Source organism: Streptomyces sp. NPDC029138, assembly GCF_055564375.1.
This window is the reverse complement of record NZ_JBVHWM010000019.1, coordinates 21,144-43,186: the sequence shown is the minus strand read 5'-3', so window position 1 is coordinate 43,186 and position 22,043 is coordinate 21,144. Positions and strand designations below refer to the sequence as shown.

The following is a 22,043-nucleotide window of genomic DNA, read 5'->3' as shown; positions in this document are numbered from 1 at the left end:
GCGTTCAGCGCTAAGCGCTGTCGAGTAGGGCGGTGGTGGGTGACGGGCGGGCGGGTAAGGTCTGCGGCTGTGAGTGGTAGTTCCGCAGCTCTTCAGCCTCCCGCCGACGCGGGCACACCGGTACGGCACCCCGAGGCGCCCGCGCCCGGGGAACTCCTCGGTGCCCATTACGAACACTGTTTCGGGTGCGGCCCCGGGCAGCCGCACGGACTGCACCTGGAGGCCCGCGCCGGTGAGGGCGTCTCGCTGACCGCCGAGTTCACCGTGCAGGCCGCCCACCAGGGCGCCCCGGGCCTCGCGCACGGCGGCGTGCTCGCCACGGCCCTGGACGAGACCCTCGGCTCGCTGAACTGGCTGCTGCGGACCATCGCCGTCACCGGACGGCTGGAGACCGACTTCGTGCGGCCCGTGCCCGTCGGTACCACGCTGTACCTGGAGGCCGAGGTCACCGCCGTCGCCGGGCGGAAGATCTACTCCACGGCCACCGGGCGCATCGGCGGCCCCGACGGGCCGGTCGCCGTCCGCGCCGACGCCCTCTTCATCGAGGTCAAGGTGGACCACTTCATCGACCACGGCCGCCCGGCGGAGATCCAGGCCGCCATGAACGACCCGGACCAGATCCGGCGCGCCCGCGCCTTCGAGGTGAACCCGTGAGCCGAGACCCGCTGAACGTCCTCATCCGGCGCGTCGACGCGGACGTACCGCTTCCGGCGTACGAGCATCCCGGGGACGCCGGAGCCGACCTGCGCACCACCGAGGCGTGCGAGCTGGCACCCGGAGAACGGGCCGTCCTCCCCACGGGTGTGTCGATCGCCCTGCCCGAGGGGTACGCGGCCTTCGTGCATCCGCGTTCCGGCCTCGCCGCCCGCTGCGGTGTCGCCCTCGTGAATGCCCCGGGGACGGTTGATGCCGGGTACCGTGGGGAGATCAAGGTGATCGTGGTGAATCTCGACCCGCGCGAGAGCGTGCGGTTCGAGCGCTTCGACCGGATTGCCCAACTGGTCGTCCAGCAGGTCGAGAGGGTCCGCTTCCAGGAGGTCGCGGAACTTCCCGGCTCGGCGCGGGCCGAAGGGGGCTTCGGGTCCACCGGTGGCCATGCCGCGGTGGGCGGCGAGAGCGGCACAAGCGGTCAGGCCGCCGAGGGCGGTCCGACGGGTGGGAATCGATACGCTTCGGTCGTATCCGACCGGGAAGGACAGTGACGTGTTCGGACGTCGCAAGAAGAAGGGTGCCGCCGAGGACGCGGCCGGCGAGGCCGAGCAGGTCGTCGACAGCGTCGACACCGAGGCGGACGAGGAGGAGGCCGAGCGCGAGCGCGTCCGGCTGGAGCCCGGGCCCCGGCCCGACGGGCCGTGGGACAGCAGCGAGGTGCGCGACCCGGCCGAGGGCCGCGTGGACCTCGGCGGTCTGTTCGTACCGGGCGTCGACGGCATGGAGCTGCGGGTCGAGGTCGCCGGTGACGCCATCGTCGCCGCGACCGTCGTGCTGCGCGACAGCGCCATCCAGCTCCAGGCGTTCGCCGCGCCCAAGCGTGAGGGCATCTGGGGTGAGGTCCGCGAGGAGATCGCGTCCGGCATCACCCAGCAGGGTGGCATCGTCGACGAGGTCGAGGGGCCGCTGGGGTGGGAGCTGCGCGCGCAGGTGCCGGTGCAGCTGCCTGACGGCACCGGCGGCTTCCAGGTCGTCCGGTTCGTCGGCGTGGACGGCCCGCGCTGGTTCCTGCGCGGTGTGATCTCCGGGCAGGGCGCGGTGCAGCCGCAGGCCGCCGGGCTGCTGGAGCAGATCTTCCGGGACACCGTCGTGGTCCGTGGCGAGGGGCCGATGGCCCCGCGCGACCCGATCGTCCTCAAGCTGCCGAACGACGCGCAGATGGTCCCCGAGGGGGTTCAGCAGGAGGAGGGCTCGCGGTTCTCCGGCGGGATGGGGCAGTTGCAGCGAGGTCCCGAGATCACGGAAGTCCGCTGACGGCTTCAGCCGTTGACACACGGGCCGTGCCCCTGCGGGGGCGCGGCCCGTTTTCGCGGGGTCGCGCCATTGGGGGCCTGTCGTCGCCGGGTGCGGGTTCGTTCCGGCTCGTCGCGCAGTTCCCCGCGCCCCTTACGGGGCGCTGCCCTGAGCGGTGATACTGATGCGCGGTCGACCGGGGGAGGCGGTATGAGCGGGCGCGTGGTCACCGAGACCATGGTGCGGGTCGAAGGCGTTCACAAGTCGTACGGGGTCGGGGCCGCTGCCGTGCACGCGTTGCGCGGGGTGTCCTTCGAGATGCCCCGGGGGGAACTCGTCGCCCTGAAAGGGCGTTCCGGGTCCGGCAAGACCACCCTGCTGAACATCGTCGGCGGGCTGGACACCCCCGACGAGGGCCGGGTCGAGGTCGAGGGGCGGGATCTCGCCCGGCTCGGCGAGAGCGAGCTGCTGCGGCTGCGGCGGGACCGGATCGGGTTCGTGTTCCAGTCGTTCGGGCTCATCCCGATCCTCAGCGCCGCCGAGAACGTCGGCGTACCGCTGCGGCTGCGGCGTGCCGACCCGCGTGAGCGCGAGGAGCGGGTCGAGCTGCTGCTCTCCCTCGTGGGGCTCGCCGGGCACGCGGCCCAGCGGCCCGGTGAGCTGTCCGGCGGCCAGCAGCAGCGGGTCGCCATCGCGCGGGCCCTCGCCAACCGCCCCGCCCTGCTCATCGCCGACGAGCCCACCGGCCAGCTCGACGCCGAGACCGGGCACGCCGTCATGGAGCTGCTGCGGGCCGTCGTCCACAGCGAGCGGGTCACGGCGCTGGTCGCCACGCACGACGCGACCCTGCTGGACCTGGCCGACCGGGTGCTGGAGCTGCGTGACGGGGAGATCACCGAGCACTGAGCCGCCCGGCTCGGCAGCGGTCTCATCAGGGTTCCGTCAAAGTTGCCCGCCGCTCGCACTCTCTGTCCCGTTTGCCGTGGTGGTGGGCCGTAAGGTCGACGCTGCGCAGTCGACAGGCACGGGAAGACAATGGGGCCATGGCACGCGGCAAGCTTCGGATCCACCTCGGTGCGGCACCGGGCGTGGGCAAGACCTACGCGATGCTCGCCGAGGCGCACCGCCGGGTCGAGCGGGGCACCGACTGCGTGGTCGCGTTCGTGGAGAGCCATGGCCGGCCGCGCACCGAGGTGATGCTGCGCGGTCTGGAGCAGGTGCCCCGCAGGCGGCTGGAGTACCGGTGTGCCGTCTTCGGTGAGATGGACGTCGACGCCGTCCTGCGCCGGGCGCCCGCCGTCGCCCTCGTGGACGACCTGGCCCACACCAACATCCCCGGTTCCCGCAACGCCAAGCGCTGGCAGGACGTGGAGGAGCTGCTGGCCGCCGGCATCGACGTGGTCTCCACCGTCAACATCCAGCATCTGGAGTCACTCGGCGACGTGGTCGAGTCGATCACCGGGGTGCGGCAGCGGGAGACCGTCCCGGACGAGGTCGTACGGCGGGCCGACCAGATCGAGCTGGTCGACATGTCACCCGAGGCCCTGCGCCGCCGCATGGCCCACGGCAACATCTACCAGCCGGACAAGGTCGACGCGGCCCTGTCCAACTACTTCCGCCCCGGCAACCTCACCGCCCTGCGCGAGCTGGCGCTGCTGTGGGTGGCCGACCGGGTCGACGCGTACCTGAACGCGTACCGCAGCGAGCACCGGGTCTCGACGATATGGGGCTCGCGGGAGCGGATCGTGGTGGGCCTGACCGGCGGACCCGAGGGACGCACGCTGATCCGCCGGGCCGCCCGGCTCGCCGAGAAGGGCGCCGGCGGCGAGGTCGTGGCCGTCTACATCGCCCGCAGCGACGGGCTGTCCTCGGCGTCCCCGAAGGAGCTGGCCGTCCAGCGCACCCTGGTCGAGGATCTCGGCGGAACGTTCCATCACGTGGTCGGCGACGACATCCCGGCCGCCCTGCTCGACTTCGCGCGCGGGGTGAACGCCACCCAGATCGTGCTCGGCTCCTCCCGCCGCAAGGCCTGGCAGTACGTCTTCGGGCCCGGCGTCGGCGCCACGGTCGCCCGGGACTCCGGCCCCGACCTGGACGTGCACATCGTCACCCACGAAGAGGTCGCCAAGGGCCGGGGACTGCCCGTGGCCCGGGGCGGCCGGCTCGGGCGGGCCCGGATCATCCGGGGCTGGGCGGTGGCTCTGGCCGGGCCCGCGATCCTCGCGGTGCTGCTGAACACCGTCGACCTCGGCCTCGCCAACGACATGCTGCTGTTCCTGGCCGTCACGGTCGCGGCAGCCCTGCTCGGCGGTCTGCTGCCCGCGCTGGCCTCGGCGGCCTTCGGCTCGCTGCTGCTGAACTACTTCTACACCCCGCCGCTGCACCGGCTGACCGTCGCCGACCCCAAGAACATCGTCGCCATCGCGATCTTCTTCGGGGTGGGGATGGCGGTCGCCTCGGTGGTCGACCTCGCCGCCCGGCGCACCCACCAGGCCGCCCGGCTGCGCGCCGAGTCCGAGATCCTCTCCTTCCTCGCCGGGAACGTGCTGCGCGGCGAGACGAGCCTGGAGGAACTGCTGGAGCGGGTCCGCGAGACCTTCGCCATGGAGTCGGCCGCCCTGCTGGAACGCGAGAGCGACGTGGCGCCCTGGACCTGCGCGGGCCGCGCCGGCTTCGGGCCGCCGCTGGAGCGCCCCGAGGACGCCGACGTCGACATGCCCGTCGGCGACCACATGGCGCTCGCGCTCACCGGGCGGGTGCTGCCCGCCGCGGACCGCCGGGTGCTCGCCGCGTTCGCCGCCCAGGCCGCCGTCGTGCTCGACCGCAGGCGCCTGAAGGAGGAGGCCGACCGGGCCCGCACGCTCGCCGAGGGCAACCGCATCCGCACCGCCCTGCTGGCCGCCGTCAGCCACGACCTGCGCACCCCGCTGGCCGGCATCAAGGCCGCCGTGACCTCCCTGCGCTCCGACGATGTCGCCTGGTCCGAGCAGGACCGGGCGGAGCTGCTGGAGGGCATCGAGGAGGGCGCCGACCGGCTCGACCACCTCGTGGGCAACCTCCTCGACATGTCCCGCCTCCAGACCGGCACGGTCACCCCGCTGATCCGCGAGATCGACGTCGACGAGGTCGTACCGATGGCGCTGGGCGGCGTACCCGAGGACAGCGTGGAGCTGGACGTGCCCGAGACGCTGCCGATGGTCGCCGTCGACCCCGGGTTGCTGGAGCGGTCGGTGGCCAACCTGGTGGAGAACGCCGTCAAGTACAGCCCGCCCGGGCGGCGCGTCCTGGTGGCCGCGAGCGCCATAGCCGACCGCGTGGAGGTGCGCGTGGTGGACCGTGGCCCGGGCGTCCCGGACGAGGCCAAGGACCGTATCTTCGAGCCCTTCCAGCGGTACGGTGACGCTCCGCGCGGTGCCGGCGTCGGGCTCGGCCTGGCGGTCGCCCGGGGCTTCGCCGAGGCCATGGGCGGCACCCTCACCGCGGAGGACACGCCGGGCGGCGGGCTGACCATGGTGCTGAGCCTGCGCGCGGCAGGACCGCGGCCCGAGCCGCTCCCTGCGGGGGAGTCCCGTACCGAACCGGAAAGGCAGGCCACATGGTGAGCCCGGCTGCGGGGACCCCCCAGGCCCCCCAGACCCCCACGAGGGTGCTCGTGGTCGACGACGAGCCGCAGATCGTGCGCGCCCTCGTGATCAACCTCAGGGCGCGCAAGTACGAGGTCGACGCGGCCCACGACGGCAGGACCGCGCTGGAACTGGCCGCCTCCCGCCACCCCGACGTGGTCGTCCTCGACCTGGGCCTGCCCGACCTGGACGGCGTCGAGGTGATCAAGGGCCTGCGCGGCTGGACCCGGGTGCCGATCCTGGTGCTGTCCGCCCGCCACTCCTCCGACGAGAAGGTGCAGGCGCTGGACGCGGGCGCCGACGACTACGTGACCAAGCCGTTCGGCATGGACGAGCTGCTGGCCCGGCTGCGGGCCGCCGTCCGCCGGGCGGAGCCGGCCGGGCCGGGCGAGGACGACCTGACGACCGTCGAGACCGAGGGCTTCACCGTCGATCTCGCCGCCAAGAAGGTCAACCGGGGCGGCAAGGACGTCCGGCTCACCCCGACCGAGTGGCATCTGCTGGAGGTGCTGGTCCGCAACACCGGCCGGCTGGTCAGCCAGAAGCAGCTGCTCCAGGAGGTGTGGGGGCCGTCGTACGGGACCGAGACCAACTACCTGCGGGTGTACATGGCCCAGCTGCGGCGGAAGCTGGAGGCGGACCCGTCGCACCCGAAGCACTTCATCACCGAGCCGGGGATGGGCTACCGGTTCGAGAGATGAGCCGCGCGGAGGGGATGAGCCGCGCCGGGGAGATGAGCCGCGCGGAGAGGATGAGCAGCGCTGCGGAAGTGAGCTGCGCTACGGCCCTGTCGGCGCGCCCCGGTACGCTTCAGGTATGACTGCTGTTCCTCGTTCCGAAAAGCCGGCGGGCCGGTTCCGGCGCATGCTCGACCGGCTCTCCTCGTCGCAGGAGGACCTGGAGTCCGAGGAGCTGCGCGAGGACGCCGAGACGGCCGGGTGCACGAAGATCGGTGACTGTCATGACCGCCAGATCGTCACCGTAACTGGTACCTTGCGCACGGTCACCCTGCGCCCGCGCGCCGGAGTCCCGGCCCTGGAGGCCGAGCTGTTCGACGGCTCCGCCGCGCTGGACGTGGTGTGGCTCGGCAGGCGCTCCATCGTGGGGATAGAACCGGGGCGCAAGCTGATCGCATCGGGCCGGATCTCCATGAGCCGGGGCCGCCGGGTGCTGTTCAACCCGAAATACGAACTGCGACCCCTCGGACGGGAGTAGCCGGTGACGTCCCTCGACAAGCCGACCCAAGACACCGACCAGACTCAGACCGACGACGCCCGCGCGGTGACCGAGGCGGCGCTGTTCGAGGCCTTCGGCGGGGTCCGCGGCATGGTCGAGACGGTCCTGCCGGGCCTGCTCTTCGTCGCGATCTTCACGGTCAACAAGAACCTGCACATGGCGGCGATCGCCGCGCTCGCCCTGTCGCTGATCCTGGTCGTGGTCCGGCTGGCGATGAAGGACACCGTCAAGCACGCCTTCAGCGGTGTCTTCGGCGTCGCCTTCGGTGTCGTGTTCGCGATGTTCACCGGCAACGCCAAGGACTTCTACCTCCCCGGCATGCTCTACACGCTGGGCATGGCGCTGGCCTACATCATCACGACGCTGGCCGGTGTGCCCCTGATCGGTCTCATCCTCGGCCCGATCTTCAAGGAGAACCTCTCCTGGCGCACCCGTAACCCGGGCCGCAAGAAGGCGTACGCCAAGGCCAGTTGGGCCTGGGGCCTGATCCTGCTGGCCAAGTGCGCGATCCTCTTCCCGCTGTACTGGTGGGCCGACACCGCCCAGCTCGGCTGGGTCCTGGTCACCCTGAAGATCCCGCCGTTCCTGCTGGCGGTATGGCTGACCTGGGTCTTCCTGGCGAAGGCGCCCGCGCCCATCGACGTGTTCGCGGAGATGGAGGCGGAGGAGAAGGCGGCCGAGGAGAGGAAGGCCGCTGCCGAGGCGGCCGGTGGCCGCCACCGCCGGGAGGGGTAGGCAGGCTCCGCCTGGAGATGCGGGCGGCTTACGACGACGAAGGGCGCCCTTGTCACCAAGGGCGTCCTTGTCTCATGCGGTCAGTCCTCCCGCCGCACCGACAGCAGGTCCTCCAGCTGTTCCTCCCGGGCCTGCGCGGCCACGAAGAGGAGTTCGTCGCCCGGCTCCAGGGAGTCCTCCTTGGAGGGGGTCAGCACGCGGGTGCCGCGGATGATCGTGACCAGGGAGGTGTCCTCCGGCCACTGCACGTCCCCGACCTGGGTGCCGGCCAGGGCCGACTCCTCGGGCAGGGTCAGCTCGACGAGGTTGGCGTCGCCGTGGCTGAAGCGGAGCAGGCGGACCAGGTCGCCGACGCTCACCGCCTCCTCGACCAGGGCGGACATCAGGCGCGGGGTGGAGACGGCGACGTCGACGCCCCAGGCCTCGTTGAACAGCCACTCGTTCTTGGGGTTGTTCACCCGGGCCACGACGCGCGGAACGCCGTACTCCGTCTTGGCGAGCAGCGAGACGACCAGGTTCACCTTGTCGTCGCCGGTCGCGGCGATCACGACGTTGCAGCGCTGTAGCGCCGCCTCGTCCAGGGAGGTGATCTCGCAGGCGTCGGCGAGCAGCCACTCCGCCTGCGGGACGCGCTCGACCGAGATGGCGGTCGGCGCCTTGTCGATCAGCAGGACCTCGTGGCCGTTCTCCAGCAGCTCGCCCGCGATCGAGCGGCCGACGGCGCCGGCCCCGGCAATGGCGACCCTCATCAGTGACCGCCCTCCTCTTCCGGGCCACCGGCGAACGCCGCCTCGACCTTGTCCACGTCGTCCGTCCGCATCATCACGTGCACGAGGTCGCCCTCCTGGAGCACCGTCTGCGAGGTGGGCAGGATCGCCTCGCCCAGGCGGGTCAGGAACGCCACCCGGACGCCCGTCTCCTCCTGGAGCGTGCTGATCTTGTGGCCGACCCACTTCGGGGAGGCGTGCACCTCGGCGAGCTGCACCCCGCCGGTGGGATCGCGCCACAGCGGCTCGGCCCCGGAGGGCAGCAGCCGGCGCAGCATCTGGTCGGCGGTCCAGCGGACCGTGGCCACGGTGGGGATGCCCAGGCGCTGGTAGACCTCGGCGCGGCGGGGGTCGTAGATGCGGGCGGCCACGTTCTCCACGCCGAACATCTCGCGGGCCACGCGCGCGGAGATGATGTTGGAGTTGTCGCCGCTGGAGACGGCGGCGAAGGCGCCGGCCTCCTCGATGCCCGCCTCGCGCAGGGTGTCCTGGTCGAAGCCGACCCCGGTGACCCGGCGGCCCCCGAATCCCGGGCCCAGCCGGCGGAAGGCGGTGGGGTCCTGGTCGATCACGGCGACCGTGTGTCCCTGTTGCTCCAGGGTCTGGGCAAGAGCGGAACCCACTCTTCCGCAGCCCATGATGACGATGTGCACGACCGTCCTTCCGGTGTCCAAAAGCTACTGCTCAGCATCAGGGTCTCAGACCGACGCCCAAAGCTACACACGGGCGCCACGCGGGGGGCACCCCTGTGCCGCGGGTGGCGGCGGGAGCCGTCGGCGAGTGATGCTGCGCACGCTGCACAGGGTCAGGATTCCGAGGCCGACGAGGGCGAGCAGCGCCCCGATCAGCTCCGCGGTCGCGGGCATGGAACCTCCGAAGTGCGATGACAGGCGGGGTTTGCCATCTAGGCACGGCGGGCACACGAAGCACGGATTCCGTAGTTCCGTGCGCCCCCGATTTCACTCGTGAGGCAGATCCAGCACGCCGGGTGGGCGGGTGCCAGTTCGAAGGCTTACGATCCTCTCTCGTGTCCAAACTGACCGACGTGCCCAAACGGATCCTGATCGGGCGCGCACTGCGCAGTGACCGGCTGGGCGAAACGCTCCTGCCGAAGCGCATCGCACTCCCCGTCTTCGCTTCCGACCCGCTGTCCTCCGTCGCCTACGCGCCGGGGGAGGTCCTGCTGGTCCTGTCCATCGCGGGCGTGTCGGCGTACCACTTCAGCCCCTGGATCGCCGTCGCGGTCGTCGTGCTGATGTTCACCGTGGTCGCCTCCTACCGGCAGAACGTGCACGCCTACCCGAGCGGCGGCGGCGACTACGAGGTCGCGACCACCAACCTCGGCCCCAAGGCCGGCCTCACCGTGGCCAGCGCCCTGCTCGTGGACTACGTCCTCACCGTCGCCGTCTCCATCTCCTCCGGCATCGAGAACCTCGGCTCCGCGATCCCCTTCGTGGTCGAGCACAAGGTGTTCTGCGCCGCCGCCGTGATCGTGCTGCTGACGCTGATGAACCTGCGGGGCGTGAGGGAGTCGGGCAAGCTCTTCGCGATCCCGACGTACGTGTTCGTCGGCGGCGTCTTCATCATGATCGCGTGGGGCGCCTTCCGTGGTCTGGTCCTCGGGGACACCATGCGGGCGCCGACGGCCGGCTACCACATCAAGGCCGAGCACCAGGGTCTCGCGGGCTTCGCGCTCGTCTTCCTGCTGCTGCGCGCCTTCTCCTCCGGCTGTGCGGCCCTCACCGGCGTCGAGGCCATCTCCAACGGCGTCCCGGCCTTCCGCAAGCCCAAGTCGAAGAACGCGGCCACCACGCTCGCCATGATGGGCCTGCTGGCCGTCACCATGTTCTGCGGCATCATCGTGCTCGCCATGACCACCAAGGTCCGCATGGCCGAGAAGCCGGCCACCGACCTGCTGCAGGGCGGCGTCCCGCTCGGCTCCGGCTACGTCCAGAACCCGGTGATCTCCCAGGTCGCCGAGGCGGTCTTCGGCAAGGGCAGCTTCCTGTTCGTCCTCCTCGCCGCCGCCACCGCGCTGGTCCTGTTCCTGGCCGCCAACACCGCGTACAACGGCTTCCCGCTGCTCGGTTCGATCCTCGCCCAGGACCGCTACCTGCCGCGCCAGCTGCACACCCGCGGCGACCGGCTCGCCTTCTCGAACGGCATCGTGCTGCTCGCGGGCGCGGCGATGCTGCTGGTGTTCATCTACGGCGCCGACTCCACCCGCCTGATCCAGCTGTACATCGTCGGCGTGTTCGTGTCCTTCACGCTCAGCCAGACCGGCATGGTCCGGCACTGGAACCGCCACCTCGCCGTCGAGAAGGACCAGGCCAAGCGCAGCCACATGATCCGCTCCCGCGCGATCAACGCGTTCGGCGCCTTCTTCACCGGCCTGGTGCTCGTCGTCGTCCTGGTCACCAAGTTCACGCACGGCGCCTGGGTGGCCCTGCTCGGCATGTGCATCTTCTACGCGACGATGACCGCGATCCGGAAGCACTACGACCGGGTCGCCGACGAGATCGCCGCGCCCGAGGGCCCCAGCGACGACATGGTCCGCCCGTCCCGGGTCCACTCGGTGGTCCTGATCTCCAAGATCCACCGCCCCACGCTGCGCGCCCTGGCCTACGCCAAGCTGATGCGCTCGGACACCCTGGAGGCGCTGACCGTCAACGTCGACCCGGCCGAGACGAAGGCGCTGCGAGAGGAGTGGGAGCGGCGCGGGATCGACGTACCGCTGAAGGTCCTGGACTCGCCGTACCGCGAGATCACGCGGCCGATCATCGAGTACGTCAAAGGCCTGCGCAAGGAGTCCCCGCGCGACGCGGTCTCCGTGATCATCCCCGAGTACGTGGTCGGCCACTGGTACGAGCACCTGCTGCACAACCAGAGCGCGCTGCGCCTCAAGGGCCGTCTGCTGTTCACGCCGGGCGTCATGGTGACCTCGGTGCCCTACCAGTTGCAGTCCTCCGAGGTCGCCCGGGCGAGGGCCCGCAAGCGGCAGGAGTGGAACGCACCGGGCGCCGTCCGGCGCGGTCCGGCGGTGGACCGGCCGAAGGAGCCGTCGGGCAAGGAGTGAGGCGAGGCGGGGAGGCCGTAGACTGGTGGGCTGTTGTCGGGCCCCTCACGGGGGCGCGCCCCCCACTGTCGATCTGGAGTCACCCCACCATGCCCGCAGAAACGAAGAAGTCGCTGGTGGGGGAGGAGTACGAGGTCGAGATCGGCCCCGTCGCCCACGGCGGCCACTGCATCGCCCGTACCTCCGAGGGACAGGTGCTGTTCGTGCGGCACGCGCTGCCCGGCGAGCGGGTGGTGGCCAGGGTCACCGAGGGGGAGGAGGGCGCACGCTTCCTGCGCGCGGACGCCGTACGGATTCTGGAGGCGTCCAAGGACCGCATCGAGGCCCCCTGCCCCTTCGCCGGCCCCGGCCGCTGCGGCGGCTGCGACTGGCAGCACGCCAAGCCGGGCGCCCAGCGCCGGCTGAAGGCGGACGTGATCGCCGAACAGCTCCAGCGGCTCGCCGGCCTCACCCCCGAGGAGGCGGGCTGGGACGGCACCGTGGTCCCGGCCGAGGGCGACAAGCTGCCCGCCGGCCAGGTCCCGCAGTGGCGCACCCGCGTCCAGTACGCCGTCGACGCCGAGGGCCACGCCGGTCTGCGCCGGCACCGCTCGCACGAGGTCGAGCGCATCGACCACTGCATGATCGCGGCGGAGGGCGTCAGCGAGCTGGGCATCGAGAAGCGGGACTGGACCGGCATGGAGTCGGTCGAGGCGATCGCGGCGACCGGCTCCCAGGACCGCCAGGTGATCCTCACCCCGCGCCCGGGCGCCCGCCTCCCGCTGGTCGAACTGGACCGGCCGGTGTCGGTCCTGCGGGTGGACGAGAAGTCCGGCGGAGTGCACCGCGTCCACGGCCGCCCCTTCGTCCGCGAACGCGCGGACGGCCGTACGCACCGGGTGGGCAACGGCGGCTTCTGGCAGGTCCACCCCAAGGCGGCGGACACGCTCGTCACCGCCGTCATGCAGGGCCTGCTGCCCCGCAAGGGCGAGACGGCCCTGGACCTCTACTGCGGTGTCGGCCTCTTCGCCGGCGCGCTCGCCGACCGCCTCGGCGACAAGGGCGCGGTCCTCGGCATCGAGTCCGGCAAGCGGGCGGTGGAGGACGCGCGGCACAACCTGGCCGACTTCCCGCGGGTCCGCGTCGAGCAGGGCAAGGTCGAGTCGGTCCTGCCGCGCACCGGCATCACCGAGGTCGACCTGATCGTCCTCGACCCGCCCCGCGCCGGCGCCGGCCGCGGCACGGTCGCCCACCTCGCCTCCCTGGGCGCCCGCCGCATCGCCTACGTCGCCTGCGATCCCGCTGCGCTGGCCCGGGACCTGGGGTACTTCCGGGAGGGCGGGTACCGGGTGCGGACGCTTCGGGCGTTCGATCTGTTTCCCATGACGCATCATGTGGAGTGCGTGGCGATTCTTGAACCGGCTACGAAGGGCCTCTGACGTGCTGATTTTCTGATTCGCCAGGTTGCGGGCGGGTCTTGCCGACATGTTTCCGTAGGTCCACCGCGTGGAGCATGCCGCAGGTTCCCGCCACGTGCGCGACGCTGCCCGCCTCGTCGATGAGTTCGGTGGGAGCGCCGATGAGGTCGGTGGCGATGGCGAAGAACCGCCGATCGATCTCCTCCTGGCGGTCGTTGGCCGTGAGGATGCGTTCGGTGTCGGTTCGCCGGTCAGGTTCTGCCGGGCAGGCCGTCCGGGGTGAGGGCGGTGGGGGACGGGGACGGTGCCGGTACCGCCCCGGGGCGGCGGTAGACGTACGGCGGGGCCTCGGGACGGCTGCCGTCGGCCGGCTCGCGGACGAGGTGGTGGTCGGGGGAGAGCGCGCACGCCGGATCGGTGCGGGCGGCGTCGCCGGTGAGTGCGAACGCCTGGCAGCGGCAGCCGCCGAAGTCCTCCTCCTGGCGGGGACAGCCCCGGCAGGGGCCCGTCATCCAGTCGGTGCCTCGGTAGCGGTCGAAGGCCGGGGACTGCTCCCAGATCCAGGCGAGCGGACGGTCGCGGACGTTGGGCGGGTGCAGGTCCGGCAGGGAGGCGGCCGCTGGGCAGGGCAGCACGGTCCCGTCCGGTGTGACGGTGAGCGAGACCGCTCCCCAGCCGCCCATGCAGGGCTTGGCCACCCCGTCGAAGTAGTCGGGGACGACCCACACCAGGTCGATCCGCCCGGCGAGTTCCTCCCGGCGGCGCTCCACGGTCTCCCGTGCGCGGGCCAGTTGGTCGCGGGTGGGCAGCAGCGCGGCCCGGTTGAGCAGGCCCCAGCCGTAGAACTGCGTGTTGGCCAGCTCGATGCGGTCCGCGCCCCAGGCCAGGCCGAGTTCGATGAGGGCGTCGACGGTGTCGAGGTTGTCGCGGTGCAGCACCACGTTCAGGCCGAGCGGGAGCCCGGCCCGGCGGACGAGCGCCGCGGCCCGTTCCTTGGCGGCGAAGGACGAGGGGCGTCCGGCGATGCGGTCGTTCGCCCCCGGGTCGGCGTGCTGGACGGACAGCTGGACACTGCGCAGCCCGGCCGCGGTGAGGGCGGTCAGCCTGGCCTCGTCCAGGCCGGTGCCGCTCGTGACCAGCTGCGTGTAGATCCCGGCGGTCTCGGCGGCGGCGACGATCCGCTCCAGGTCCGGGCGCAGCAGCGGCTCGCCACCGGACAGATGTGTGTGCACGACGCCCAGTGCGCCGGCCTGACGCAGTACGTCCGTCCACTCGTCGGTGCTCAGCTCGGTGCAGCGGCGGGCCAGTTCCAGCGGGTTCGAGCAGTACGGGCAGTGCAGCGGGCAGGCGTGGGTGAGTTCGGCGAGCAGGGCCCAAGGGGGTGCGGGTTTCACGGGGGCGGTCACGTCAGCCAGCCCTCCTGCCGCAGGCTGTCGAGGAAGGCGGGGACGGTGGTGGCCACCGGCGCGCCGGGGAAGCGCTCGGCCAGCTCGCCGACGATCCCTGGCACGGTGCGGGTGCCGTCGCACAGGCCGACGACCGTGCCGCCGTGCCCTTGCAGGACGACCACGCGTTCCGGCAGGACCAGCAGGTCCGTGCCGCGCACGGCGTCGTGCCGCAGCATCAGCGCGGGGGCGAGTGCCGGGCACCACTGGTCCGCGGTCTGCGGCATCACACCCGCTCCCATGCGCTGTCCTGGCCGTGCGCCCGCTCGTCCTGCCCGGTGTGCCCGGACCCTTCCGCGTACTGCTGTACGGCGTCGAGCAGGGACCACAGCACATCGCACTTGAAGGAGAGCGCGGCCACGGCCCTCTCCTGCTCCTCGCGGGTGCGGGCCCACTCCAGCACGAGGTCCAGCGCCTCCGCACTGTCGCGCCGGCCCTGGTCGACGCGGGCGCGGAAGTAGGCGAGCCCGTCCGGCGCGATCCAGGGATAGTGGCGCTCGAACGCGTCGATGCGCAGGCGCATCAGATCGGGCGCGGTCAGCTCGGTGAGCGAGGCGGCGACGGCCTCCAGGGTGGAGCGCAGGCGGCAGAAGTTGACGTAGCCCTCCACGGCCAGCCGGACGCCCGGCAGCACGGTCTCGCCCGACAAAAGGATCTCGCGGTCCAGGCCGGCCGCCTCGCCGAGCCGCAGCCAGCGCTCGATGCCGCCCTCGCCCTCGCCGCGTCCGTCGTGGTCCTCGACCCGCCGCAGCCACATGCGCCGCAGCCGCGACGAGTCCAGCTTGGCGATGATCAGCGCGTCCTTGACCGGGATGTGGCGCTGGTAGTGGAAGCGGTTGGTGATCCAGCAGCGCACCTCGTCCGGGCCGAGGTCGCCCTCGTGCATGCGGATGTTGAAGGGGTGGCGGTCGTGGTAGCGGTCCTGGCCCACCGCGCGCAGGCGCTCCTCGAACTCGGCGCGGCTCCAGGGCTTCGCCGCCGGGGCGAGTGTCGTGGTCACAGCTCGATCACCATTCCGTCGTCGGCCACCTCGAGGCCCAGCCGGGCGAGCCGCTTGTGCTGCGGCGCGGCGGGGTCGACGAGGGGATTCGTGTTGTTGAGGTGGGTGTAGAGGCAGCGGGCGGACAGCCTGGCGAGGATGCCGGCGGTGCCGCCCGGTCCGTCGATGGGCAGATGGCCCATGCCCGTGGCGGTACGAGGGGAGATGCCGGTGCGGCGGGGCTCCTCGTCGTCCCAGAAGGTGCCGTCGACGATGACGCAGTCGGCCTCGGCGGCGGCCTGGTGCAGCGCGCCGGACCAGGCGGCCACGGCCGGCGCGTACAGGGCGGTCCGGCCGGTGGCCGGGTCGTACAGGCGCAGCGCGACGACCCAGGCGTCGTGCCCGGGGGCGTCGGCGGCGTAGCGCGGGCGCTTGCCGGAGACGGGTACGGCGCTGATGTGGACGCCGCATCCGTCCGGGACGCTCGCGTCGGCGGGCAGCGGCTGTGTCCCCCGGCACCGCAGCTCACGCCAGGTCAGGGTGGTGTACGGGGCGAGGACCGCGCCGAGGCGCAGTCGGCCGTCGACCGCCTCGCGGACCGGGGCGGTGGCGAGGATCTCCAGGCCGTCCGCCTCGCGCAGCCGCCCGATTCCCAGCGTGTGGTCGAGTTCGGCGTCGGTGAGCACGACTCCGGCGATCGGCGTCTGCCGGGGCCCGGGCCCGGGGTGGAGGACCGGGTGGGCCTCGATCTGGTCGGCGATGTCGGGGGTGGCGTTGACGAGGTACCAGCGGCCTTCGTCGGCACGGACGGCCAGCGAGGCGTGTCGGCGGCGCCGCCCGGGGTGGGCGCGTGCCCCGGAGCACCCGGGGCACGCGCAGTTCCACTGGGGGATGCCGCCGCCGGCCGCGGTACCGAGCACCTGCAGCAGCATGACGGCGGCTAGCGGACGCTGAGGGAGTAGGCGGTGACCTCGAGCGCGGTGTCGACGATCGCGTACCCCGGGGTCTGCCAGGCGGTCCGGTCGGTCTCCTCGGTGATGGTCCGGACGGGCTGCTCGGTCTGCTCGACGGCTTCGGTCATGGTGCGTACCTTCCTTTCGGGTGGGGGGTGTTCGCCTCCCGGTGCGGGAGGGGGCCTTTACTCGGCGGGCATCACTTGATGGTCACTTTGAGGAGGAGGTCCCGGTCGGTGCCGCGGTCGCTCGTGCCCAGCCACAGCCGGTCGGAGCCGGGGACCTTGGCCAGTGCCCGCAACCGGCCGTAGGCGCCGTTGTAGTAGGCCTTCGCGGGTCCGACGTCCTCGCCGGTGGAGTCGATCGGCATCCGCCACAGCCGGCGGCCGCTCAGGGTGGTGGCGTAGATGACGTTGTTGACGACCGCGACCTGGGCGGGTACGCCTCCCTCGTCGGGCTTCCAGACCATCTTCGGATTCGTCATTCCCGCGGCGCGGCAGGCGCCTTCACAGGTGGGCCAGCCGTAGTTCCGGCCCGGCTTGACGAGGTTGAGTTCGTCCCAGGCCTCCGCGCCGATCTCGGTCGACCACAAATGCCCGGCGCGGTCCCAGGCCAGTCCCTGGGGATTGCGGTGGCCGTAGCTGTAGACGCGTGTTCCGAACGGGTTTCCGGGAGCCGCGGCGCCGTTCTTGGTGATCCGCAGGATCTTCCCGTTGAGCGACTTCTTGTCCTGGGCCAGTTTGCCCTTCTGGGCGTCGCCGGTGGTGACGTACAGATATCCGTCGGGCCCGAAAGCGATCTGTCCGCCGTTGTGCTGGGTGTCCCGGGTGATGCCGGTCAGGATGGGGGTGTAGCCGCTCAGCTTCGTGCCGTCGAATCTCATCTTGACCACACGGTTGTCCTTGGCCGTGGTCTCCATGAAGAACACGTCCTTGTCGGTGGTCCCGTTCCAGGTCGGTGACACGGCGACACCCAGCAGGCCGCCCTTGTCCTGCGTCTGCTGGCTCCACACCGCGTTCGGCACGGTGCCGACCTTCTTCTTGGCGCCGTTCAGGGCGACCCGCCAGACCACGGCGGTGTCGCGTTCCGTCACCAGTGCCGCGTTGTGCCTTCGGAGGAACGCGATCCCCCAGGGGGTCGTCAGCCCGTCCGCGAGCTTGCTGATGCCTGACGGTGCGCCACCCGCGCGGGGGACGGAGGGCGGTTCCGCGGCCGTCGCGGGCGGCCCGGACACGCCGAGGGTCGTGACGGCGGCGACAGCGGTGAGCGCGGCCATGCCCGGACGGACCCGATGCAGCGGCGAATGCGCCAAGCGTGACATCCTGAATGCCTTTCCTGTCGTGGCGCGACCGCGTGATTCCTGACGGAATGACGCGGCCGACTGCGATGCGAGGGGGGTGCTCATTGCTGTGTTGCACCGTGGTGAACCCGGTGAGAAGGGCGTGGGCCGGAGCGTGGCCATGACTCCTTTCTGGAGTATCAGGCGCCCCCTGAAGCAATGGCCACCGGGATCGGTCCATCTTGCTGACGAACCGTTTCCCGGCGTCGGGACTGCGGATATCAGTGAGCTTGCGCGCCGATTCGTCCGCAGTCGGTCCACCGGCGCCGGGAAGTCCCTCCCACGGGTGACCCGCCGCTGTGCGGGTGGGCGCGGACGGAGTACGCCGGGTCAGCGAGGCTTCTGCTGCGGGCAGGAGTAGCCCGCCTGACCGGCGTCGCGCGGCGTCGGTGTGTCCGGGGTGGCGGGAGTCGTCGCGGGGCTGGGCTCGGGGGGCGCCGCCGACTGCGGCGAGGGTGCGGTGGCGGGGCTCGGCTCGGGGGCCGACTCGGGGCTCACGCTGGGGCTCGGCGTCGTGGTGGGGGCCGGGCTCGGCGCGAGGCACGGGGGCGGGGTGGAGGGGGTGGAGGGGGACGCCGGTGCGGGCGAGTCGTTCGCGTCGCCGGCGCCGATGCAGTCGACGAACTGGACGAAGGGGACCTGGTCCGGGCCGCCGGCGACCACGAAGTCACGTGCCGTGTGGCTGCGGAGCAGACACATGTCGTAGCGGGCGAGGACCGGGAGGGCGTTCGGTGCGGAGTTCGGCCGGTACTCGTGGCGGCCCACCAACTGGCAGGAGTCGTAGCGGATCAGCGGCCCGCGCGGGCCCACGGTGTAGCGGTGCGGGCGGACTTCGGCGGAGAAGTCCTTGTAGGCGAGGCCGATGTCGTCGCAGTCGCTGAAGTGGACCGTGCCGCCGTTCCACTTGCAGTCGATGACGACCACGTCGGGGTCGCGCACCTCGAAGCGGATGTCCTGGGCGTGGAACCGCTGCACGGAGTCATGGTGCTGGCCGACGGGGAAGCGGAAGAACGTGCTGGTGGTGCCGTATTCCGGGGTGCTCTGCGGACGTCTGTCCGTGATGATGTACGAGCCGCCCCGGCAGGCGATGGAACCGCCGTAGGGAAACTCCAGGAAGTTGCCCCACTCGTATTCGACCTTCATGTCGGTGAACCAGTAGTTGAGGAACTGGTCCTGGTCGTTCGGTTCCTGCTGCCCCTCCCGTGTCAGCCCCGAGTACAGGAAGGCCCGGCGGTAGCACCCACCGACCCGGCACGCCTCCCACCGCATCTCCGAGTTGGTGTCCGTGCCGCTCAGGACGAGCCCGTATTCCCATTCCCCCATCCACTCGCACTCGGAGAACCGGTAGTCCTGCGCCTGCCCGGTCGAGTAGGAGTCGAAGAAGGAGGCGCCCGGTGTGGCCGAACGGAACTGCATGCGTTCGAAGGAGAGGTTCGACCACACGTCCCGGTTCCGGCAGAGGAAGGAGCCCGGGCCGGTGCCGGGACGGAAGACGAGACTGGTCATGCGCCTGCCCGCTCCGGAGAACCGCAGGCCGCTCGCGGGCCGCGGGGGAGCGACTCCGTTCAGCAGCGCCTGCGGGCGGGTGATGAGGAAATCGCCGGCGGGGATCTCGATCACCACACGGCCGACTCCCTCGGAGACACGCGCGGCGGCGAACGAGTAGGCGATCTCGAAGGCTCCGCTGTCGTCGGTCCGCCCGTCGCCCACCGCCCCCAGGTCGGCCACGTTGACCACGGTGTCCGGCTTGGCGGAGGAGCGCGCGACGGCGGACGCGCTGCGGGTGGACAGGGCCGTCACGGCGAACACCGAGGCGCCGCCACGCAGAAGTCGCCGACGGCTGACACGGGACATTGATCCATCCCGTTCTGTCATAATCCCCTTCTTTCCAGCCGATAAGGAGCCAAATGGCCGGGTTCATCGAGGTGCTCAGGCATATGTCGGCGGTCCAGAAGCCCGCGAAAGGGGTGTCGGTCTACACCCTGTTCGTCAACCGTCCGGCCGGCCGCGTCCTGGCGGCACTGGCGTACCGCGTCGGTGCGACCCCCAATCAGCTGACCGTGCTCGGCGCTCTGTTCACCTTTCCCGCCCTGGCCGCCGTGGCCTTGGTGCGGCCCGGTCCGGGGCTGTCGGTCTGCGTCTGCGCGGCCCTCGCCGTCGGGTTCGCCCTCGACGCGGCGGACGGACAGCTCGCCCGCACGCAGCGCTCGGGAAGTCCGTCCGGCGAGTGGCTGGACCATGTGCTGGACTGCGTCAAGCTGGTCACGGTGCACCTGGTGGTGCTGGTGTCGTTCTACCGGTTCTTCTCGCTGCCCGGCCCCGCCTTCCTGCTGGCCCCGATGCTGTTCGAGCTGGCGGCCGTGGTGATCTTCTTCGCCGGAATCCTGACGGAGCAGCTCAAGCGGCAGACGGCGGCCCCGGCGCCGACGGAGCCCGCGCCGGCGCTGCGGTCCCTGTTGCTGCTGCCGGTCGACTACGGCGTGACCTGCCTCAGCTTCCTATTCCTGGGCAGTCAGCACATCTTCCTTTCCGTTTACTGCGCATTGCTGCTGGCCCACCTCCTGTTCATGGCGGCCTTCCTGGTCAAGTGGTTCCGCGAGCTGCGCTGAGAGGATCTCCGGCGACTTGGGCTGGGCGAGCAGCTCCAGGGAACCGCGCAGCAGCGTGCTGGAGGTGTGCATGGTGTAGGGGAAGTAGACGACCTCCACACCGACCTGCGCGAAACGCTGTTCCAGCGCTTCCCACTTGGGCGTTCCCCGCCAGTCGTCGCCCTTGAAGATGACGTGGAAACCGAGCCGCTTCCACGTCTCCAGCTTGTCCTCCTCCGCCTCGACGACGGCCACGTCGACGCAGCGGAGGTTGCTGACGATCTCCAGGCGCTCGGCGAGCGGGACGACCGGCGGTCTGCCCTTGAGACGCTTGACCAGGTCGTCCGTGGTGACTCCCACGATGAGGCGGTCACAGTGCAGGCGTGCCCTGCGCAGGATGTTGAGGTGGCCGACGTGGAACAGGTCGTAGACGCCGGGTGCGAAACCGATGCGGGTCAGCTCCATGGGGCACCCGCCGCCCCGGCCGTCGCCTTCGTGGGCACGGTCACGCGCAACGGCGTGGACTTCCGCGAGGTGTTCGTCCCGTCCGTCACCTCGATCCGGTACTGGTGACGGGTGCCGGCGTCCACGGAGTCGGTGTAGCTCATCCACGGGCGGTACCAGTAGGTGGACGACCGCTTCTGCCGGGAGATCAGCCGGCCGTCCCGGTAGAGCCGGTAGGTGAGCGACGCGTCGTCCCGGTCCCACGAGGCCTTCCAGCGCAGGGTGACCTGTCCGGGGCGCTCGGCGGAGAGCGCGAGGTCGGGAACCGCGGGTGCCCCGGTGTCGGGGCCGGCCCCGAAGCGGGTGAGGCTCTGCTGCGGTCTGCCGTTGACCCGGGTGAACTCGCCGCCCACCCAGAGGACTCCACGGGCGACCGTCAGCGCGCGCGGTCCCACCTTCTCTCCCGTTCCTTCGTCGGTGTCGGGGAACCAGTGCAGGATCGTGCTGTCCCGAGGCGACTGGGCCAGCAGGTGCTGCCGGTCCTGCCGCTCGGGGAACCCGCCCGGTGTCTCACCGCAGTCGTGTGCGTGCGAGGCGCTGTAGAGGACGCCGTGGTAGGGCAGGACGGCCTGGGTGGCGCCGTGGCAGGTGTCCTTCCACACCATCCGGTCATCGCTGAGACGGCCCGCGACACGGCCGTCGAAGATGCCCTCGCCGTGGCCTTCGGCGCCCACGTAGAAGCGGGTGCCGTCCTGCGCGATCGACTTCACCGACGACCGGGGCGGCAGCCAGTCCGGGAAGGTGCGCTCGGTCGCTCCGCTGGTGGCGTCCAGGGCGACCAGTGAGTGGGCCCGCCGGCCGTTGACCCGTTCGAAGTCACCGCCGACGTAGATCTTTTCGCGCGAGGGTGCCGCCGACAGCGCGCGCACCGGAGCGTCGACGTCCGCCCGGAACGGCCGCAGGGCGCCCTTGGGGGTGAAGGCGGCGACGTGCTGCCTGGTCCGGCCGTCCACCCGGCGGAAGTCACCGCCGAGATAGACCGTCCGGTCCGTGACGTCGATCGCCCGGACGGTCGCGGACACCGCCGGCCGGAAATCCCCGCGCAGCGAGCAGTCGGCCGTGTCCAGGGCGGCGGCGCTGGCCACGCCGGTGGACTCGACACGGCTGAAGGAGCCGCCCACGTACAGCACCCGGCCGTCCGGGGAGGCCTTGAGGGCGCGCACGGTTCCCTCGCCTCCGGCGAACGACGGCGCGCACGGCAGCAGGGCGCCCGTCACCGCGTCGAACGCCGCGAAGTTGCGGCGCGGGACCTCCCGGTCGCCGGGTTCCGCGCCCGACGGCCGTACCGAGTCGAAGGTTCCCCCGACATAGACGACACCGTGCGCGGAGGCCAGCGACCAGACGATGCCGTTCGTCTGCCATGTGGTCAGCGGATCGGCGGTGAACGACGTCCTGGGTTCGCCTGCGGCCATGGCGGGAGCGGGATGGAGCAGGGCGGCGGAGCACAGGAGAGTGGC

22 protein-coding genes are annotated in these 22,043 nt (G+C 71.5%); 11 read left to right on the top strand and 11 right to left on the bottom strand.

Annotated elements, in window-relative coordinates; genetic code table 11:
- The first annotated feature begins 69 nt into the window (after positions 1-69).
- The 8 genes from ACZ4WH_RS17830 (at position 70) to ACZ4WH_RS17795 (ending at position 7,538) form a co-directional block, all read left to right on the top strand.
- Positions 70-654 (top strand): PaaI family thioesterase, encoded by a 585-nt coding sequence (locus ACZ4WH_RS17830; RefSeq protein WP_468181370.1) that lies wholly within the window; start codon positions 70-72, stop codon positions 652-654.
- Positions 651-1,202, top strand: a complete 552-nt coding sequence (gene dut, locus ACZ4WH_RS17825; protein ID WP_189814050.1) for a dUTP diphosphatase — start codon at positions 651-653, stop codon at positions 1,200-1,202. The genes ACZ4WH_RS17830 and dut overlap by 4 nt, the downstream gene beginning before the upstream one ends.
- A 1-nt stretch (position 1,203) precedes the next feature.
- Positions 1,204-1,965, top strand: a complete 762-nt coding sequence (locus ACZ4WH_RS17820) for a DUF3710 domain-containing protein (RefSeq protein ID WP_014675519.1) — start codon at positions 1,204-1,206, stop codon at positions 1,963-1,965.
- A gap of 189 nt (positions 1,966-2,154) precedes the next feature.
- Entirely contained in the window at positions 2,155-2,850 is a 696-nt protein-coding gene (locus tag ACZ4WH_RS17815; RefSeq protein WP_468181367.1) for an ABC transporter ATP-binding protein, read from the top strand.
- A gap of 137 nt (positions 2,851-2,987) precedes the next feature.
- The gene (locus tag ACZ4WH_RS17810; protein WP_468181365.1) at positions 2,988-5,546 is read left to right on the top strand and encodes an ATP-binding protein; all 2,559 of its coding nucleotides are present in this window, start codon (positions 2,988-2,990) and stop codon (positions 5,544-5,546) included.
- Positions 5,540-6,268: a response regulator gene (locus tag ACZ4WH_RS17805; protein WP_468181363.1), complete on the top strand. Its 729-nt coding sequence runs from the start codon at positions 5,540-5,542 to the stop codon at positions 6,266-6,268. The genes ACZ4WH_RS17810 and ACZ4WH_RS17805 overlap by 7 nt, the downstream gene beginning before the upstream one ends.
- A 115-nt stretch (positions 6,269-6,383) precedes the next feature.
- Positions 6,384-6,782, top strand: coding sequence for an OB-fold nucleic acid binding domain-containing protein (locus ACZ4WH_RS17800; protein ID WP_078629620.1), 399 nt, complete (start codon positions 6,384-6,386; stop codon positions 6,780-6,782).
- A 3-nt stretch (positions 6,783-6,785) separates the two neighbouring features.
- Positions 6,786-7,538, top strand: a complete 753-nt coding sequence (locus ACZ4WH_RS17795; protein WP_468181361.1) for a DUF3159 domain-containing protein — start codon at positions 6,786-6,788, stop codon at positions 7,536-7,538.
- 80 nt (positions 7,539-7,618) lie between these two features.
- Here ACZ4WH_RS17795 and ACZ4WH_RS17790 read toward each other — a convergent pair whose 3' ends face one another.
- Positions 7,619-8,287, bottom strand: coding sequence for a potassium channel family protein (locus ACZ4WH_RS17790; protein WP_014675525.1), 669 nt, complete (start codon positions 8,285-8,287; stop codon positions 7,619-7,621).
- On the bottom strand, positions 8,287-8,958 hold the full coding sequence (locus ACZ4WH_RS17785) for a potassium channel family protein (RefSeq protein ID WP_468181359.1): 672 nt from the start codon (positions 8,956-8,958) through the stop codon (positions 8,287-8,289). The genes ACZ4WH_RS17790 and ACZ4WH_RS17785 overlap by 1 nt, the downstream gene beginning before the upstream one ends.
- Before the next feature lie 374 nt (positions 8,959-9,332).
- On the opposite strand from ACZ4WH_RS17785, the gene ACZ4WH_RS17780 reads away from it, so the two are divergent.
- Entirely contained in the window at positions 9,333-11,381 is a 2,049-nt protein-coding gene (locus ACZ4WH_RS17780; RefSeq protein WP_468181357.1) for an APC family permease, read from the top strand.
- A gap of 89 nt (positions 11,382-11,470) precedes the next feature.
- Positions 11,471-12,799 carry a class I SAM-dependent RNA methyltransferase gene (locus ACZ4WH_RS17775; RefSeq protein WP_468181355.1) on the top strand — a complete coding sequence of 443 codons (1,329 nt, stop codon included), beginning with the start codon at positions 11,471-11,473 and terminating at the stop codon, positions 12,797-12,799.
- 230 nt (positions 12,800-13,029) lie between these two features.
- Here the strand turns inward: ACZ4WH_RS17775 and pqqE are convergent, their stop codons facing one another.
- The 7 genes from pqqE to ACZ4WH_RS17740 all read right to left on the bottom strand — a co-directional run bounded on the left by pqqE (position 13,030) and on the right by ACZ4WH_RS17740 (position 19,348).
- Positions 13,030-14,193: a pyrroloquinoline quinone biosynthesis protein PqqE gene (pqqE, locus tag ACZ4WH_RS17770; RefSeq protein ID WP_468181483.1), complete on the bottom strand. Its 1,164-nt coding sequence runs from the start codon at positions 14,191-14,193 to the stop codon at positions 13,030-13,032.
- Positions 14,181-14,450, bottom strand: a complete 270-nt coding sequence (gene pqqD, locus ACZ4WH_RS17765; protein WP_468181353.1) for a pyrroloquinoline quinone biosynthesis peptide chaperone PqqD — start codon at positions 14,448-14,450, stop codon at positions 14,181-14,183. The genes pqqE and pqqD overlap by 13 nt, the downstream gene beginning before the upstream one ends.
- Positions 14,450-15,223, bottom strand: coding sequence for a pyrroloquinoline-quinone synthase PqqC (gene pqqC / locus ACZ4WH_RS17760; protein ID WP_468181351.1), 774 nt, complete (start codon positions 15,221-15,223; stop codon positions 14,450-14,452). Before pqqC ends, pqqD begins: the two co-directional genes overlap by 1 nt.
- The gene (gene pqqB / locus ACZ4WH_RS17755; protein ID WP_468181349.1) at positions 15,220-16,134 is read right to left on the bottom strand and encodes a pyrroloquinoline quinone biosynthesis protein PqqB; all 915 of its coding nucleotides are present in this window, start codon (positions 16,132-16,134) and stop codon (positions 15,220-15,222) included. Before pqqB ends, pqqC begins: the two co-directional genes overlap by 4 nt.
- 8 nt (positions 16,135-16,142) lie before the next feature.
- Complete coding sequence (gene pqqA, locus ACZ4WH_RS17750) at positions 16,143-16,283, bottom strand: pyrroloquinoline quinone precursor peptide PqqA (protein ID WP_468181347.1); 141 nt, start codon at positions 16,281-16,283, stop codon at positions 16,143-16,145.
- Positions 16,284-16,354: 71 nt separating this feature from the next.
- On the bottom strand, positions 16,355-17,431 hold the full coding sequence (locus ACZ4WH_RS17745) for a PQQ-dependent sugar dehydrogenase (protein ID WP_468181345.1): 1,077 nt from the start codon (positions 17,429-17,431) through the stop codon (positions 16,355-16,357).
- A 393-nt stretch (positions 17,432-17,824) separates the two neighbouring features.
- Positions 17,825-19,348 carry a glycosyl hydrolase family 28-related protein gene (locus ACZ4WH_RS17740; RefSeq protein WP_468181344.1) on the bottom strand — a complete coding sequence of 508 codons (1,524 nt, stop codon included), beginning with the start codon at positions 19,346-19,348 and terminating at the stop codon, positions 17,825-17,827.
- A 53-nt stretch (positions 19,349-19,401) separates the two neighbouring features.
- Between ACZ4WH_RS17740 and ACZ4WH_RS17735 the strand changes: the two genes are divergently transcribed.
- On the top strand, positions 19,402-20,103 hold the full coding sequence (locus ACZ4WH_RS17735; protein WP_468181342.1) for a CDP-alcohol phosphatidyltransferase family protein: 702 nt from the start codon (positions 19,402-19,404) through the stop codon (positions 20,101-20,103).
- Here the strand turns inward: ACZ4WH_RS17735 and ACZ4WH_RS17730 are convergent.
- Both ACZ4WH_RS17730 and ACZ4WH_RS17725 read right to left on the bottom strand, forming a co-directional pair.
- Positions 19,993-20,547: an FAD synthase family protein gene (locus ACZ4WH_RS17730; RefSeq protein ID WP_468181340.1), complete on the bottom strand. Its 555-nt coding sequence runs from the start codon at positions 20,545-20,547 to the stop codon at positions 19,993-19,995. The two genes, ACZ4WH_RS17735 and ACZ4WH_RS17730, sit on opposite strands and share 111 nt — an antisense overlap.
- Positions 20,538-21,998 (bottom strand): fibronectin type III domain-containing protein, encoded by a 1,461-nt coding sequence (locus ACZ4WH_RS17725; protein WP_468181338.1) that lies wholly within the window; start codon positions 21,996-21,998, stop codon positions 20,538-20,540. The genes ACZ4WH_RS17730 and ACZ4WH_RS17725 overlap by 10 nt, the downstream gene beginning before the upstream one ends.
- Between the last annotated feature and the right edge of the window lie 45 nt (positions 21,999-22,043).